Annotated in this window: 12 protein-coding genes and 2 tRNA genes; 13 read left to right on the forward strand and 1 reads right to left on the reverse strand. The window is 68.2% G+C overall.

The features are described from left to right. Window positions 1-2: 2 nt before the first annotated feature. From Q5923_RS05425 to rplT, 7 genes are all read left to right on the forward strand, one after another. Window positions 3-2,336 (forward strand): bifunctional (p)ppGpp synthetase/guanosine-3',5'-bis(diphosphate) 3'-pyrophosphohydrolase, encoded by a 2,334-nt coding sequence (locus tag Q5923_RS05425; protein WP_303132657.1) that lies wholly within the window; start codon window positions 3-5, stop codon window positions 2,334-2,336. A 1-nt stretch (window position 2,337) separates the two neighbouring features. Beyond that, the gene (locus tag Q5923_RS05430) at window positions 2,338-3,219 is read left to right on the forward strand and encodes an MBL fold metallo-hydrolase (protein WP_303132658.1); all 882 of its coding nucleotides are present in this window, start codon (window positions 2,338-2,340) and stop codon (window positions 3,217-3,219) included. A 296-nt stretch (window positions 3,220-3,515) separates the two neighbouring features. Then, window positions 3,516-3,602: transfer RNA gene (locus Q5923_RS05435), tRNA-Leu, on the forward strand. Window positions 3,603-3,743: 141 nt separating this feature from the next. Further along, window positions 3,744-4,700 (forward strand): 2-keto-3-deoxygluconate permease, encoded by a 957-nt coding sequence (locus Q5923_RS05440; protein WP_009279508.1) that lies wholly within the window; start codon window positions 3,744-3,746, stop codon window positions 4,698-4,700. 270 nt (window positions 4,701-4,970) lie between these two features. After that, window positions 4,971-5,540, forward strand: coding sequence for a translation initiation factor IF-3 (gene infC / locus Q5923_RS05445; RefSeq protein ID WP_072499664.1), 570 nt, complete (start codon window positions 4,971-4,973; stop codon window positions 5,538-5,540). Between the two features lies 1 nt (window position 5,541). Next, complete coding sequence (gene rpmI / locus Q5923_RS05450; RefSeq protein WP_009279506.1) at window positions 5,542-5,742, forward strand: 50S ribosomal protein L35; 201 nt, start codon at window positions 5,542-5,544, stop codon at window positions 5,740-5,742. 47 nt (window positions 5,743-5,789) lie between these two features. Beyond that, the gene (gene rplT, locus Q5923_RS05455; protein ID WP_062530016.1) at window positions 5,790-6,155 is read left to right on the forward strand and encodes a 50S ribosomal protein L20; all 366 of its coding nucleotides are present in this window, start codon (window positions 5,790-5,792) and stop codon (window positions 6,153-6,155) included. A gap of 169 nt (window positions 6,156-6,324) precedes the next feature. On the opposite strand, the gene Q5923_RS05460 is transcribed toward rplT, so the two are convergent. Then, window positions 6,325-7,524: a glycosyltransferase family 4 protein gene (locus Q5923_RS05460; protein WP_009279504.1), complete on the reverse strand. Its 1,200-nt coding sequence runs from the start codon at window positions 7,522-7,524 to the stop codon at window positions 6,325-6,327. 457 nt (window positions 7,525-7,981) lie between these two features. Here Q5923_RS05460 and Q5923_RS05465 point away from each other — a divergent pair. From Q5923_RS05465 to argS, 6 genes are all read left to right on the forward strand, one after another. Beyond that, window positions 7,982-8,057: transfer RNA gene (locus Q5923_RS05465), tRNA-Ala, on the forward strand. A gap of 408 nt (window positions 8,058-8,465) precedes the next feature. Further along, entirely contained in the window at window positions 8,466-9,434 is a 969-nt protein-coding gene (locus tag Q5923_RS05470; protein ID WP_303132661.1) for a hypothetical protein, read from the forward strand. Between the two features lie 445 nt (window positions 9,435-9,879). Next, window positions 9,880-10,818: a radical SAM protein gene (locus Q5923_RS05475; RefSeq protein ID WP_303132663.1), complete on the forward strand. Its 939-nt coding sequence runs from the start codon at window positions 9,880-9,882 to the stop codon at window positions 10,816-10,818. A gap of 133 nt (window positions 10,819-10,951) precedes the next feature. Further along, on the forward strand, window positions 10,952-11,272 hold the full coding sequence (locus tag Q5923_RS05480; RefSeq protein WP_009279501.1) for a hypothetical protein: 321 nt from the start codon (window positions 10,952-10,954) through the stop codon (window positions 11,270-11,272). 146 nt (window positions 11,273-11,418) lie between these two features. After that, the gene (locus tag Q5923_RS05485; protein ID WP_303132664.1) at window positions 11,419-12,900 is read left to right on the forward strand and encodes a nicotinate phosphoribosyltransferase; all 1,482 of its coding nucleotides are present in this window, start codon (window positions 11,419-11,421) and stop codon (window positions 12,898-12,900) included. Between the two features lie 255 nt (window positions 12,901-13,155). Further along, window positions 13,156-15,000, forward strand: coding sequence for an arginine--tRNA ligase (gene argS / locus Q5923_RS05490; RefSeq protein WP_009279499.1), 1,845 nt, complete (start codon window positions 13,156-13,158; stop codon window positions 14,998-15,000). Window positions 15,001-15,014: the final 14 nt, after the last annotated feature.

Here is a 15,014-nt window from a genome sequence, read left to right on the forward strand (position 1 = left end):
TGATGGCCAACGCAGACTCGGCTCCCGCCCGACGAAGGGAGACCCCGCAGGCCGACAACTGGCGGGTCCTGTGCAACACCTGCTCCGACTACCTCGACGGCGGCGAGCTCGCCCGCGTCAAGGAGGCCTATTCCTTCGCGGCCGAGTTTCACGCCGACCAGCGCAGGCGCTCGGGCGAGCCCTACATCAACCATCCCGTCGAGGTGGCACTGATCCTGGCCAAGGACCTCAGGATGGACGGCGACTCCATCTGCGCCGCCCTCTTGCACGACACGGTCGAGGACACCCCCGCGACCCTGGCGGACATCTCGGTGCGCTTCGGCGAGACCGTGGCAGAGCTCGTCGACGGCGTCACCAAGCTCACCTCGATCCAGGTCGCCTCCATGGACGAGAAGCAGGCCCTCAACCTGCGCAAGATGTTCCTCGCCATGTCCAAGGACATCCGCGTGGTCATCATCAAGCTGGCCGACCGCCTGCACAACATGCGCACCCTGGCGGCCCTCAAGCCCGACCGCCGCGCCTTCAAGGCCCGCGAGACCATGGACGTCTACGCGCCCCTCGCGGACCGCCTGGGCATCTCATCGGTGAAGTGGGAGCTCGAGGACCTGGCCTTCTTCTACCTCGAGCCCACCGAGTACGAGCGCGTGGCGCGCATGGTGCAGGACTCCCGCGCCCAGCGCGAGCAGGACACCGCCGAGGCCATCCGCATCCTGGACGGCGAGCTCGCGCGGGTGGGGCTCGCGGGCTACCAGATCACCGGCCGCCCCAAGCACCTCTGGTCCATCTACCAGAAGATGACGCGCAAGGGCAAGGAGTTCAGCGACATCTACGACCTCATCGCCCTGCGCGTCCTCACGCCCTCCGTGGGGGACTGCTACAGCGTGCTGGGCGCCGTCCACTCGCTCTGGCACCCGCTGCCCGGTCGCTTCAAGGACTACGTGGCCATGCCCAAGCCCAACGGCTACCGCTCGCTGCACACCACGGTCATCGGCTCTGACGCGCGCCCCATCGAGATACAGATCCGCACCTACGAGATGCACGACCAGGCGGAGTACGGCATCGCCGCCCACTGGCTCTACAAGAAGTCGGGCGGGTCGCGCGGCCAGATGTCCCAGGGCGAGCGCGAGATAGACAACCAGATCAACTGGATCCGCCGCAGCCTGGACTGGGCCGTGGACGACGACATGGGCGACGCCCACGAGTTCCTCAACAACCTGCGCGTCGACCTCTTCGAGGACGAGATATTCGTCTTCACCCCCAAGGGCGAGGTCATGAGCCTGAGGCGCGATTCCACCCCCCTCGACTTTGCCTACACCGTCCACACCGAGGTGGGCAACCACTGCGTGGGGGCCAAGGTCAACGGCTCGGTCGTTCCTCTCACCTACCGCCTCCAGAGCGGCGACAGGGTCGAGATCCTGACCAACAAGAACTCCAAGCCCAGCCGCGACTGGCTGCACCTGGTGGCGACGCCCTCCGCCAAGGCCAAGATCAGGAAGTACTTCACGACCCTCTCCAAGACCGACGACGCGGAGCAGGGGAGAAGCGACCTCGCCCACGAGCTGCGCAAGCGCGGGTACGGCATCTCGACCCAGCGGGTGCAGAGGGCCATCGACAAGGTGGTGCCCCAGCTCGACCTCGTGCGCAGCGACGACCTCTTCGCCGCCGTGGGCACGGGCAAGCTGAGCCCACGCCAGATCGCGAACCGCATCGAGGAGGCGCTGGGCGAGGCCTCCACCAAGACGGTGGAGGCGGAGCGCCAGGCGGCGCGCCGCGACGAGCGTGAGCGCGCGATGGCGGAGGACAGGCCGCTGGTCAACGCCGCGGCGCGCGCCGCCTCGGACAAGAGGCGGCGCAGCAACTGCGGCGTCGTGGCAAAGGGCGACCCGGACCTCCTGGTGCACCTGGCCCACTGCTGCAGCCCCGTCGCCGGCGACGAGATCGTGGGCTTCGTGACCCGTGGGCGCGGCGTGTCGGTGCACCGCGCGAACTGCCCCAACGTGAAGAGCCTCATGTCGCATCCCGAGCGCATGATCGAGGTGGAGTGGGACGCCACCGGTGCCACCGAGTTCCAGGTCGAGATCGTGGTCGAGGCAACGGACAGGATTGGCCTGCTCAAGGACGTCACCATCGCCCTGGGGGATGGTGGTGGCAACATCCTGAGTGCCGCCACCCAGACCTCGAGCTCCGGCGCCGCCCGGCTGCGCTTCCTGATCGCCATCTCCGACGCGAGCCGGCTGGGGCCGCTGCTCGCCGCCGTCAACCGCGTGCCCAGCGTGTATGATGCCCGCCGCATCATGCCGGGCGAGGGCGCCAACCAGATGAAGAGGAGGGTCTAGCATGATCCAGGGCAGGGACGAGGACGAGGGCTGCTGCTGCGGCGGTCACGAGCATGACGCCAGCGAGGACTGCGGCTGCGGCAGCCACGAGGGCGGCTGCTGCGGCGACCACGAGGGCCATGGCGATGGCTGCGGCGGCCATGGGCATGAGGGGGGCCACTCCCACGAGGGCGGCTGCTGCGGGCACCATGGAGGCGGCTGCTGCGGGGGAGGCTGCGGCCACAACGCCAGCGACGACCAGATCCGCATGTTCATCGTGGGGCCCATCGAGACCGACTGCTACGCCTACGTCTCGGAGGGGGAGTGCCTGGTGGTCGACCCGGGCAACTCCGGCGCCGCCATCGCCCGTCACCTCGAGGACGTCCGCGTGACGACCATCGTGGCCACGCACGGGCATGGGGACCACGTGGGCGGCGTAAAGGCGCTGAGGGACGCCACGGGCGCCCGCTTCCTCATGCACGAGGCGGACGTCGAGCTTGCAGGTCGCGCGGGCGAGGCGAGCGAGCTGGGCCGCTCCTACGACGACGATGCCCCCGAGCCCGACCAGACCATCGCCGACGGCGACGTGATCGAGCTGGGTACGGCGAGCTTCCGCGTCATCGGGGCCCCCGGCCACACGCCGGGCGGCATCGTGCTCCTGGGCCAGGGGACGGCCGATGGCGTCGCCTTCGTGGGCGACACCCTCTTCAAGGGCTCCTGCGGACGCACCGACCTCGCCGGCGGCGACCACGACGCCCTCATGGCCACTCTCGCGCGCCTGCGGGAGGAGATACCCGCCCGCACCACGCTCTTCTGCGGCCATGGCGACTCCACCACCATGATGGAGGAGCTGGAGGGCAACCCCTGGCTGCAGCCGGGCGCGGCCTCGGATGGCATGCACTAGGCGCGGCGTGGCGCGGGAGCGGCTGGGGCGCGATCGAGGCGTAGCGCGCAGCTCGAGGTGCGATTAGGACGCAGCGCGCGGCCTGGGGGCGATTGGGCGTGGCGCGCGGCTCGAGGCGTACATTCCAGGCGTGAAATGCGCACCTCTCCGCAAAACCGCAGGTCAGCGGAGAGGGGTGTACATTTGAAAAATAGAATGCGCACTCAGCGCCGCACCTTCGGCCACGGTCATGTCTCTGGCGTGGGCGATGGCCGATTCGTAGCCGCCGCTCTCTGATATAGTGGTCCTGCGACTTTGCCCGAGTGGCGGAATTGGCAGACGCGGCGGACTCAAAATCCGCTTCTGGCAACAGAGTGTGGGTTCGAGTCCCACCTCGGGCACCATGCGAATGCGCAGGCGGCCGTCCCTCGGGGCGGCCCCTTTCGTTACGCGTTCGTGTCGCCGTGCCGTCGCGCGTGGCGCGGTGGCCCTCTCCTCTGGTACATTCGCCCAACAAAAATTCGCGACGAGAGAGAGGGGCACCCATGGCCGAGGCAGAGGCGGAGAAGACCCAGGGACGTTTCAGGATACCGCGCCTTCCCGGGGACATCATGATCTATCCCATGCTCCTGGGGCTGCTCCTGCACTCCTTCGTCCCGGGCCTGCTCGAGATCGGCGGCTTCACCACGGCCGTGGTGCACGGCGGCAACGCCCTCGTCTTCGTGATCCTCTTCGGCATCGGCGTGGGCATCAACTTCAGGTCCACCCCAAAGGCCGTGAAGACCGGCATCATGATCATCATCCCCAAGCTCGTGCTCTCCATCGCGCTTGGGCTCTGCGTCGCCTTTTTCATGGGCGACGACCTGCTGGGGCTGAGCTCGCTGGCCATCATCGGCGGCGTGAGCTTCTGCAACATCGCGCTCTACACCGGCATCATGGCCGAGTACGGCGACGAGGCGGAGCGCGGCGCGGCGGGCATCCTCTGCTTCACCGCCGGCCCCACCATCACCATGATCGCCCTGGGCGCCGCCGGCATCGCGGACATCTCGGTGGGACAGCTCGTGGGTTCGCTGCTGCCCATCGTCCTGGGCATCGTCCTGGGCAACCTCTTCCCCTTCGTGAAGCAGCTCATGGCGCCGGGCGTCAACCCCTGCATCGCCGTCCTGGGATTCGCCCTGGGCTGCGGCATGAGCCTCGAGAGCCTGGTCGCAGGCGGCATCTCGGGCATCGTGCTGGCTGTGATCTGCCTTGCCATCGGCTTTGCGACGGCTGGCTTCGACCGCCTCACGGGAGGCACGGGCAAGGCTGGCATGGCCTGCTCCACCATCGCGGGCACGGCCATGACCACCCCTCCCGCGGTCGCGGCCTCCGATGCCTCCTACGCGGCGCTGGTGCCCGTGGCCACCGCCCAGATCGCGGCCGCGGTCATCATCACCGCCCTCGTGGCGCCCCTGCTCACCGGTTGGCTGGACGAGCGCATCGCCGCGCGCGAGGGGCGCTAGGGGGCGTCCCGGGCCCGTTCGTCCGCTTGTGCAAAAGGCATGTGCGGGCGAACGGGCTTGCCAACTCGTCGCCGAGCGGCTAACATCGACAAAGTGCTTATCGCAAAGAGGGACGCACGTGGTCCCCACCTGCACGGCGCCAAGGGCAGCCGTCCGGTCAGACAAATAGCCGGCCCATTGCGAGTGGGTCCTTTGTCTCCTGGATGCTGCCATAGTTCTGGGAGTTTTTTCATGCGGCGCGAGCCGCACGAGCGAAGGAAGGTGTAAGAGATAGCGAAGAACGAGGGTCCTCGGATCAACGGCGAGATCACGGCGCGCACCTGCCGCCTGATCGGCGTTGACGGTTCACAGCTCGGCCTGTTCGGAGTCCGCGACGCGCAGCGCATCGCCGACGAGCAGAATCTCGACCTGGTGGAGATCGCTCCCAACGCGGAGCCTCCCGTCTGCAAGGTCATGGACTACCGCAAGTTCAAGTACGAGCAGGACCGCAAGGCCAAGGCCGCCCGCAAGAACCAGGCCAAGGTCGAGGTCAAGGAGATGAAGTTCCGTCCCAAGATCGACGTGGGCGACTTCACCACCAAGAAGAACCATGTGATGCGCTTCCTGAAGAAGGGCGCACGCGTCAAGATCACAATCATGTTCCGCGGTCGCGAGATGGCCCACCCCGAGCAGGGGAGGATGGTGCTCGACCGTCTGGCTGACGAGCTCAGGCCCTACGCCACGGTCGAGTCGGCCCCCAAGATGGAGGGTCGCAACATGCACATGCTGGTCGCCCCGATCAAGGGCGCCTTCGATGAGAAGGCAGTCGAGGACGACGCAGAGACGGAGAAGGAGAACTAGCATGCCCAAGATGAAGACGCACAAGGGTTCGGCAAAGCGCTTCCGCCGCACCGGCACCGGCAAGATCATGCGCGCCAAGGCCTTCAAGAGCCACATCCTGACCAAGAAGTCCCAGAAGCGCATCCGCGGCTTCCGCAAGGAGGCCGAGCTCACCGCCGGTGACGTCAAGGTCGTCTCCCAGCGCATGGGTTCCAAGAACTAAGCGGGCACGTCGCCCATTCGATGGCATTCTTTAGGAGTTGATTAGATATGGCACGTGTCAAGCGCGCAGTCGCTGGTCGCAAGAAGCGCCAGACCCTCGTCGAGCGTTCCAAGGGCTACTACGGAGTCCGCTCCCGCACCTTCCGCGGCATGAAGGAGCAGGTCCAGCACTCGGGCCAGTACGCCTATCGTGACCGCCGCAACAAGAAGCGCGACATCCGCGGCCTGTGGATCCAGCGCATCAACGCCGCCGCCCGCATGAACGACCTCTCCTACAGCAAGTTCATGCACGGCCTGAAGCTCGCCGGCGTCGAGCTGGACCGCAAGGTCCTCGCCCAGGTCGCCTACGAGGACGAGGCCGCCTTCGCCGACCTGGCCAACGTGGCCAAGAAGGCCCTCGCCGACGCCGAGTAGCTCGCGTCCCAGAACCAGAGCCGTCGAGGCCCGCTTCCTTCCAAGGGGGTGGGCCTCTTCTCGTGCGCGTCCCGCCGGACGAAAGCTGTGTTGGGGGAGGCCGGACGAAAGCCGTGCTGGGGGCGAAGGGTCTGGGAGAGAGGGGCGTTGGGGCGAGGCTGCGGCAGCCCTAACGAAGGCCGTGGTGGCGCTGGGACTCCTGCTCCCTGAAGCGCTCCTCCTCGTCCGGGAACTCCGGGTCCTGCGGGCAGACGAGCTCGTCGTCGCCGGTCTTCGGGTTGGTGTGGTGCAGCAGGACGGGACGGAAGAGGTGGAGCTTGCGCGCGACGGCGCCGGAGGCCAGGAGGAGGGCGAAGAAGATCGCGATGCGCGGCACGACCGAGACCTGGGTCATGACCAGCGTGCCCAGGCAGAGCAGGGCTGTCCAGGCATAGATGATCAGCACGGCCTGGCGCTGGTCGAAGCCCTCGGCGATGAGGCGGTGGTGGATGTGGCCGCGGTCGGCGTGTCCGATGCTCACGTGCGCGCGGCTGCGCCTCACGATGGCCGAGAGCGTGTCGATGATGGGGATGCCCGCGATGACCAGGGGCACGATGATGGTGGTGAGGCCCGCGATGCGCGCGACGGAGAGCAGCGAGACCACGCCCATGGAGAAGCCCAGGAGGAGCGAGCCGGAGTCTCCCAGGAAGACCGAGGCGGGGTGGAAGTTGTAGCGCAGGAAGGCCAGGCAGGCTCCGGCCGTCGCGATCGCGAGGGTGGCGGCGTCGGCCCGCCCCGCCATCACGGCGAGGACGAACATGGTGAAGCCGGCGATGCAGGTGAGGCCCGAGGCCAGCCCGTCCAGGCCGTCGATCAGGTTGAAGATGTTCACGTAGGCGACCAGGTAGGCCACGGTGACGGGGTAGCTGAGCCAGCCCATGCAGAGGGGACCCTCGGTGAAGGGGTTCACGATGACGCCGATGACCAGCCCGCCGCCCACGGCGACGGAGGCGGCGAGGACCTGTCCCAGGAGCTTGTGGAGGGGCTTGAGCTGGAAGACGTCGTCGATGGCACCCACCAGGAAGATGCAGACGAAGCCCCCCACGAGCGACCAGTACCGGATGTTCTTGAGGTGGGGCGAGGGGGCGAGCACCATGGGCCAGCGCAGGTAGGTCGTGCCCAGGTACTGCACGACGAAGGCGGCGGTGATGCCCAGGAAGACGGCGATGCCGCCCATGCGGGGGATGGGCTCGCGGTTGATGCGGCGTGCGTTGGGGTAGTCGACGGCCCCCAGCTTCCAGGCGACCTTGCGCGCGAGGGGCGTCATGAGGAGCGTCGTGAGCCCGGCGGCGAGGAAGACGCACAGGTAGGGAAGCCACGGCTGGTGCATGCTCGCCTCCCGTTGCGTCGCCTCTTCTCACACTGACCGGACAATCATAGCGAAAAGCAGGGCCAAGCGGAAAACGCGCAGGTATCGAGCGGGCGAATCGGCCTGGCGGGGGAGAGGGACGACGCGTCCTCGCCGCGGGGGCGGGCGCAGACGCCAGCTCCTCTCACTCTTTGCCATAATGCGCGTCAAGTCAAGACTGGTAATCGCGGGGGGCTCATCTATATTTGAGCTGTCGTCCCCCTGCGGTCACAACTGGGTGAACCGACACGCGTTTTGAGGGAGCCCGCATATCGTCCCCATTACAGGGATCCTCCGTTGTTGAGGAAGCTGGAACAGGCGACGAGGGCACCCACCTTAGAAAGGTGGGTTCATTTCGCAGCCGCAGGGGGCGACATTGCCTTGACTCGGGCTTGACAGGGGGCCGAGGAATGGCGATACTCTCCCTTGCACGTTTTTTGGGGATGTAGCTCAGCTGGGAGAGCGCTGCCTTCGCAAGGCAGAGGCCGAGGGTTCGAATCCCTTCATCTCCACCATAGGCGTCGTCGCCCGGGCCGTCGTGGCCCGGGCTTTTTTGTGGCGCGCCAAGGCACGCCGGCGACTGGTGGCGTCGCGCACGCTCCGGCGCACGTTCCGCTGCGTCCCGCACGCTCCGGCGCACGTCCTGCAGCATCCCGCACGCCGTTGCGCACAACAAATCCAGTAAGCACGCGCGAACGCACGGTCACCTTCACGTTTGCCCAGTTGATGTACCGCTCCAATGTGCGTTCACGCGTGGAAGACTCCTGTGATGTGCGCGATTGCGTGTTCGACGAACGGTCCGCCAGAAAGTTCGGCGAACGGTCCGCCAGAAATTGAGCTGACATTTTTGGATGTCAGCCACGACTTTGGCCTCCGCTCCGATATGGTCGGGCCCAGGTAGGACGGCGAGGACGGGAGGGGACTTGGACGCAGGTGGCTCAAGGCGGGAGCACATCGGCTGCATGCTGGGCGAGGGAGAGGCGCGCGGGGCATGCGTCGCGCCATCCAGCCATGCCGACGGGATGGCGATGGGACGCATGGTCGGCTCGGGGGAGCTCGTCCGCCTGGCGCGCGGGCACTTTGCCCGCCGGGGCTACTGGGAGGCGCTCGACGTGCCCTCTCGCCACCTGCACCTCGCGAGGTCACTGTCGAGGGCACATCCGGACTGGACGTTCTGCGGTCCCACGGCCGCCGTGGCGCATGGCCTTCCCGTCTCGTTCGGGCAGCTGGCCCGCATACACGTCGCGCATGGGCCGGGCGGACGGCACGGCACGAGGCTCGTGGCGTTTCACCAGCTTGCCCGCGAGGGCGGGTTGGAACGAGCACATGCCTCCGGCATCCCCGTCACGACCTTCGAGCGCAGCGTGGTCGACTGCCTCCTCATGATGGGCTTCTCCGACGGGCTCGTTGTGGCGGACGCCGCGCTCGCCCGGACGGGCAGGGACGCGCGATGGCTCGAGGGCCTCGTGCGGGACCTTGGCAGGCGGCGGCCTGGGGTGAGACGGGCGCTGGCGACGGCGGCCCGTGCCGACCGGCGTGCGGAGAGCGGCGGGGAGTCGATCGCCCGTGCGACGATGATCGAGCTCGGTTTTGCGGCCCCCGAGCTCCAGGCGGAGTTCGTCGACCCCCTGTCGGGCCGGGTGAGCAGGGTGGACTTTCTCTGGCGCCTTCCCGATGGGACCCTCGTGGCGGGCGAGCTCGACGGGCGCCAGAAGTACGTCGACCCGACGATGACGCGGGGGAGGGCGACGGTCGACCTGCTCGCCGACGAGCGCCTCAGGGAGTCCCGTCTCACCCGCGTGGCCCGGGTCGTGCGCTTCTCGTTCGCGGACGTCTGCGACCGAGGGCGCTTCGCACGGCTGCTCGACTCCTTTGGTGTGCCGCGGGCGTAACGTCGTCTGCGCGGCGGTCGGCTGCGTGGCGGTCGGCTGCCTCCTCCACGCCGTTTCGCACACGTCAGGCATCCTCCACGCTCCAACGCACAACTGGACGTCGCACCAACTGGGCAAACGCGGCGGCGGATGTGCGCAACAGCGTGCTCGATGAAATGGCCGTGCGCAACGACGTGCAGAATCAACGACGTGCTCGATGAAATCGCTGTGCGCAGCGACGTACGGAATGATGCTGGTCGTGCGTTCGCGCGTGGCGGGCGAGAGTGGCGTGCGTTCTCGGCCGCCCGGCGAGGCTCACGAGTGCGCGGATGGGCGCGGGCGCGTGGCGGCTCCGTGGCGTCCGTCCGGCAGTGATAGAGTCTCTGGCATCGCCGCGCCGTCGTCGCTCCCGTGCCGCAACCGGCAACGGCCCCGTCCAACAGGAGCGCCGCCAGGAAGGACGTCCATGGAACTCTCGTCCGGAGCATATGCGAGCTGCGAGCTCTGCCCCCGTCGCTGCCACGCCTCCCGCGCGGCAGGCAGGCCGGGCTTCTGCGGCGCCAGTTCCACCCTGCGCGTCGCCCGTTCGGCGCTCCACTTTTGGGAGGAGCCCCCCATATCAGGCGAGGCGGGCTCCGGCGCCATCTTCTTCACCGGCTGCCCCCTCCGCTGCGTCTTCTGCCAGAACCACCAGATATCCCAGGAGGGCTTCGGCCTCGAGGTCACGACGCCACGCCTCGCCCAGATGATGCTCGAGCTCCAGGCGCAGGGCGCGCTCAACGTCAACCTCGTGACCCCCCTGCACTTCGCGCCGCAGGTCAGGGAGGCGGTGGGTCTGGCCCGCGCGGCCGGCATGGCGCTGCCCGTCGTGTGCAACACCAGCGGCTACGAGCTCGCCTCCGTCGTCGAGGGCATGTCGGACGTCGTGGACGTGTGGCTTACCGACTTCAAGTACGCCTCGTCCGAGCTCGCGCGCTCGCTCTCGGGCGCGCCGGACTACCCCGAGGTCGCCCTGTCGGCGCTCGAGGCGATGCTTCGCTCCCTCCGTGCGCACGGCGGGCGGGCGGAGGGCCCCGACGGTCGCATGCTCCGTGGCATCGTGGTGCGCCACCTGGTCATGCCCGGGCACGTCGACGACTCGCTCGCCGTGCTCGACCGCGTGTGGCAGGCCTGTGGAAACGAGGTCGACCTCAGCGTGATGAACCAGTACACGCCCAACGAGTGCTGCCGCAGCATGGGGGGCGACCTGGCCCGCTCGCTTGGCGACGACGAGTACGAGGCGGTCCTCGACCATGCCGACGAGCTGGGCTTCGAGTGCCTGTGGTGGCAGCAGGGCGGTACGGTCTCAGAGAGCTTCGTCCCTGGCTTCGACGCGACGGGGGTCCGTGGTCCCGAGCTCGGCTAGGGGAGAGGCGCGCGGCCGCCCTCGAGCAGGCCACGACTGGCTGTTCTCGCGCCGCCGCGGCCCCGCTTCGCGGATAATGTCACGCGACGGCGGGCGCGGCCCGGGCCGTCTCGCACGGGACGAGGGAGAAGAGATGCCAGAGCAGAACGGGGACCTCTCTGCCGAGGAGCGCGCCGAGCTCGAGGAGCTTCGGGCGGAGCGCGACCGCAGGCAGGCGGAGGAGCAGGCCAAGAGGGAGCGCGAGGAGCTGGAGCGGCTCAAGGCCCAGCGCGAGCGAGCCGAACGCGAGGCGGCGAAGGACGAGCATGCCCGTGAGCTGCGCGAGCGCAACGCCCGCGCCATGGAGCCCGGTGACGACCTGAGCATGCCCAAGGCGCAGAGGTACGTGCTCATGGGCCTGGCCTGCCTGGTGCTGGCCATCGTCCTGTCCATGCTGCTGGGCGGGGCCAGGTAGGGCATCCGGCTGGGGGTCGGGCGAGGTCGAGGCGCGCGATCGCCGGCGCGACCCCAGCCGCGCCACTCGTGCTACGCTGGGACGAACACAGGAGCAGCGGCCCCGCAGCGGGGCCGCGTCGCGTGCGAGCAGAGGGGATTCCACCCATGGCCCTGACCGACTGCACCAAGCCCACCGACGTCTCGCTGAACACCGACCTCTACGAGCTGACCATGGCCCAGGGGTTCTGGGAGTCCGGCCTCATGGACGCGGAGGGCTGCTTCAACGTCTTCTTCCGCGAGAACCCCTTCGACGGCGGCTTCGCCGTGGCCTGCGGCATGGGGCAGATCGCGGACCTCGTGCGCAACTTCCGCTTCGACGAGGACGCGGTCTCGTACCTCGCCGGCGTCCAGGCGCCCGGCGGCGGCCCCATGTTCAAGCGGGGCTTCCTCGACTACCTGCGCGACTTCCGCATGCGCGTCTCGGTTTGGGCTGTCCCCGAGGGCGACCTGGTCTTCCCCCGCGAGCCCATGGTCCGCGTCCAGGGCCCCATCATCGACTGCCAGCTGCTCGAGACCGCCCTTCTCAACCTGGTCAACTTCCAGACCCTCGTGGCCACCAAGGCCGCGCGCGTGGTGCACGCGGCGGAGGGCCATCCGGTCTCTGACTTCGGCCTGCGCCGCGCGCAGGGTCCCGACGGCGGGCTGGCCGTGGCTCGCGCCTCCTACATCGGCGGCGCCGGCTCGACCTCCAACGTGCTGGCGGGCAAGGTCTACGGCATCCCCGTCTTCGGCACGCACGCCCACTCCTGGGTCATGGCCTTCCCCAACGAGCTCGACGCCTTCCGTGCCTTCGCCAAGTCGAGCCCCAAGAACTGCGTGCTCCTCCTCGACACCTATGACGTCCACCAGGGCATAAGAAACGCCATCGTCGTCGCGAAGGAGATGGAGGCGGCGGGCGAGAGGCTCGCGGCCGTGCGCATCGACTCCGGCGACCTGGCCAAGCTCAGCAAGGAGGCCCGCGGAGCCTTCGACGCCGAGGGGCTGGACTACGTGAGGATCTCGGTCTCCAACGACCTCGACGAGTACACCATCCAGTCGCTCTTCGCCCAGGGAGCCCCCATCGACTCCTTCGGCGTGGGCACCAAGCTCGCCACCTGCGACCCGCAGCCCTCGCTCGGCGGCGTCTACAAGCTGTCCGCCACGCGCCCGACCGCGGGCGACCCCTGGGAGCCGGTCATCAAGCTGTCCGAGATGGCCTACAAGCGCACCATCCCCGGCGTGCAGTCCGTCCGCCGCTTCTTCGACGCCTCGGGCTGCCCCGTGGGCGACATGATCTGCGACGAGTCCGCGCAGGGCGACCCTGGGACGCAGATGGTGGACGTCCTGGACGACCTCGCCTCCTACGACCTCTCGGGCCTCGAGTCGCGCGAGCTCCTGGTGCAGCTCGTGGACGGCGGCGAGCCCCTGCCCGCCAGCGAGGGCATCGAGGAGGCCAAGGCCCGCTGTCGCGAGGCGCTCATGCGCCTGGACCCCGCGGTGAGGCGCTTCCTCAACCCCCAGGGGTACCCGGTGGGCCTGGAGCTCGGCCTGGCGAGGCTCCGCCGCGAGCTGGCCACCCGCGAGCTCATGGGCTCGGGGCGCAAGTAGGCCGCGCGCCGCGGTGCCTGCGGGGGACGCGCGTCCCCTCTCGCCCTCCTCTTCCGGGGCCAAAGGCTGAACCTCAGGCTCGTTCGACGTCGGGGCCAAAGGCTGAACCTCAGGCTCGTTCGACGTCGGGGCTAAAGGGCACGTCGTTGACGCTATTTTGTGGAGCGGGGTCCTGCGGGGCCCCGCTCTGCTAGACTCACCAGATAACTGTGTCCGCATATCAGTCGTGGTACAAGGCCGAAGAAGGAGTAGCGCATGCCCGAGTCTATCGAGGAGCTTGTCAAGCAAGCGATCGCAGCCGCCCAGGCGGCTGGCAACCTGCCGGAGTTCGAGGTGGAGGATTGCGGCATGGAGCGACCTGCTGACTCCTCGAACGGCGACTGGACGTCCACCGTCGCCATGCGCTCCGCGCGCCTCGCCCACATGGCCCCCGCGAAGATCGCCCAGGCCATCGTGGACGCCATGCCCCAGGACCCCGCCATCGCCAAGGTCGAGGTCGCAGGCCCTGGCTTCATCAACTTCTACCTCAACGCCGCCACCAACAACGAGGTCTTCGACAGCGTCCGCAAGGCCGGCGGCGACTGGGGCAAGTGCAACGTGGGTGACGGCCTCAAGATGAACTACGAGTTCATCTCGGCCAACCCCACCGGTCCCCTGCACGTGGGCCACGGCCGCTGGGCGGCCCTCGGCGACTCCATGTGCAACGTCTTCGAGCACGCCAACTTTCAGGTCGACCGCGAGTACTACATCAACGACCACGGCTCCCAGATGGACGTCTTCGGCGGCTCGGTCGTCATGCGCTACCTCCAGCTCTGCCAAGTCATGCGCGAGCAGGGCGTGGGCAGCCAGGAGGCCATGGAGGCGCTCCTCGCCGACCGCGAGCGCTACGTCGAGGACGAGGGCGACGAGCATCCCGAGCAGCACCCCTTCATGGACGGCTTCAACGAGGCCCTGGGCGGCAACTCCTACGGCGGCGACTACATCATCGAGATCGCCCGCGAGTTCTTCGACGCCGACGGCGACAAGTGGGTCGACGCCGACGAGCAGGAGCGCGCCGACGAGTTCCGCGAGCGCGCCTACCAGGCCATGCTCGGCAGGATCAAGAGCACCTGCGACGAGGTTCGCTGCCCCTTCGACGTTTGGTTCTCCGAGCGCTCCCTCTATGCCAAGGACGAGAGCGGCACCTCCCAGGTCGACCGCGCCTTCGCCAAGCTCGAGGCCATGGGTCACCTCTACAAGACCGACGACGGGGCCCTGTGGTTCCGCTCGACCACCTTTGGCGACGACAAGGACCGCGTCCTGATCAAGAGCAACGGCGAGTACACCTACTTCGCCTCGGACGTCGCCTACCACTGGAACAAGTTCCAGCGCGACGACTACTCCATCGACCTCTGGGGCGCCGACCACCACGGCTACATCGCCCGCGTCACCAACGTCTGCGACGCCCTGGGCTATCCCGGCCAGTTCGAGGTCGACCTGGGCCAGTTCGTCAACCTGCTGCGCGACGGCGAACCCGTTCGCATGTCCAAGCGCCGCGGCACCATGGTCACCTTCCAGGAGCTCATCGACGAGGTCGGCGTCGACGCCACCCGCTACACCCTGGTCTCCAAGTCCTCCAACCAGACCATCGACTTCGACATCGAGGCCGTGAAGCAGAAGACCAACGCCAACCCCGTCTTCTACGTGCAGTACGCGCACGCCCGCATCTGCTCCATCCTGCGCAAGGCCGCCGGCGTCAGCGAGGACGAGGCCAGGGAGCTGGGCATGGACGAGGTCGCCCGCCGCGCCATCGGCGAGGGCTATGACCTCTCTCTCCTGACCGACCCGACCGAGGCCGCGCTCGCCCGCAAGATCTCCGAGTTCCCGGAGCTCATCGCCAGCTGCGCCCGCGACCGCGCGCCCTTCCGCATCACGCACTTCTGCGAGGAGCTCGCCAGCTGCTACCATGGCTTCTATGCCAACTGCCAGGTGCTTCCCAGCGAGGGGCGTCCGGTGGACGCGGAGCTCTCGCGCGCACGCCTGGTCGCCTGCGACGCCGTCCGCGTGAACCTCGAGGTCGCCCTCGGGCTCATCGGCGTGTCTGCTCCCGACGTGATGTAGGGGCCAAAGTCGAC

It is taken from the genome of uncultured Olsenella sp. (genome assembly GCF_959602185.1).
Classification (GTDB): domain Bacteria; phylum Actinomycetota; class Coriobacteriia; order Coriobacteriales; family Atopobiaceae; genus Olsenella_I; species Olsenella_I phocaeensis.